The organism is Anaerotignum faecicola (assembly GCA_024460105.1).
Taxonomy (GTDB): Bacteria; Bacillota; Clostridia; order Lachnospirales; family Anaerotignaceae; genus JANFXS01.
In genome coordinates this window covers 1-388 of the sequence record JANFXS010000590.1, presented here as the reverse complement: position 1 = coordinate 388, position 388 = coordinate 1, and the positions used below count along the sequence as shown (strand labels likewise).

Here is a 388-nt window from a genome sequence, read left to right as displayed (position 1 = left end):
CTGACAAGTACTTAATGTCTTCTGTAGAAGAAGTTTACATTCCGGCAGCTAGTGAGAATGTTGATGCAGCAAAGGATTTCCTTGCATTCTTATACAGCGATGAAGCGATCAAGCTGAATGCTGAGAAGACCGGTGGAATTCCGCCAGTCGTTGGCGCTACAGATTTAACAAAAGACATCCTTGATCCGATGGTTCTTTCCACATTCCAGTCCTTCGACAACGGCTACAAGCCATACATTGGCGGATTTGCAGCAGTTGACAGCGAAGTAGTACCGAAGGCAGAATTCTACGGCCATGTAAATGCAGTCGTTGATGGAAAAGAAACGGTTGATGACTGGGTTGTAGCCTGCGATAAGCTTTCTGACACGGTAAGAGATTCTCTCGTTAC

Annotated in this window: 1 protein-coding gene; it reads left to right on the top strand. The window is 45.6% G+C overall.

What is annotated here, in order from left to right:
• Positions 1-14: 14 nt before the first annotated feature.
• Positions 15-388 (top strand): carbohydrate ABC transporter substrate-binding protein (locus NE664_15535; GenBank protein ID MCQ4728045.1); only part of this gene is annotated, 374 nt, incomplete at its 3' end.